The following is a 629-nucleotide window of genomic DNA, read 5'->3' on the forward strand; positions in this document are numbered from 1 at the left end:
ACCAGGGCTGCGCCTTCCCCGGCTGCACCATCCCCGCGCCCTGGTGCGAGGCCCACCACATCAGCTACTGGTCCCGCGGCGGGTCCACCAGCACCGACAACGGCACGATCCTCTGCTCATTATGCCGATGTCGGCATAAACTGCATTATTCCGATGTCCGGATTATGCCGATGTTGCTCCGGGCAGCCTGATTTGGCGGGGTTTTTCCTGTTTTTTATCGGCATAATCCGGGCCGGGGTGCACGCTGGTCTTTCCTGATTGGGAAAGGAAAGCGTCATGGTTGATGTGCTGAGAGGGACCGGGCCCGGCCCGTTGGCAGGCTGCGCTGAGGGGTTCGCCGGTTATCTGGCCGGGCTGGGTTACGCCCCGGGGTCGGTGGTGCTGCGGTTGAACCTGCTGAAGCATCTGAGTCGTTGGCTTGCGGCGGAGGCGGTGGATCCGTCGGATGTGGATGCGGCAACGGTTGAGCGGTTCCTCATCGTCCGCCGGTCCGATCACACGGAGATGTCGTCGTCGGGGGCGGTGGCGCCGTTGTTCGCGTATTTGCGTTCGCTGAAGGTGATACCGGATGGTGTTGCGCTGGCCCGGGAGGTGGGGCCGGTGGATGGGGTGCTGTCGCGGTGGGGCGG

2 protein-coding genes are annotated in these 629 nt (G+C 64.2%); both read left to right on the top strand.

From position 1 onward, the window contains the following. On the top strand, positions 1 to 191 hold a 191-nt coding region (locus tag J9611_RS21515; protein WP_211883353.1), incomplete at its 5' end, for an HNH endonuclease. Positions 192 to 276: 85 nt separating this feature from the next. Beyond that, on the top strand, positions 277 to 629 hold a 353-nt coding region (locus J9611_RS21520), incomplete at its 3' end, for a hypothetical protein (RefSeq protein ID WP_211883355.1).

The organism is Pseudarthrobacter albicanus (assembly GCF_018224015.1).
In the GTDB taxonomy this organism is placed as follows: Bacteria; Actinomycetota; Actinomycetes; order Actinomycetales; family Micrococcaceae; genus Arthrobacter; species Arthrobacter albicanus.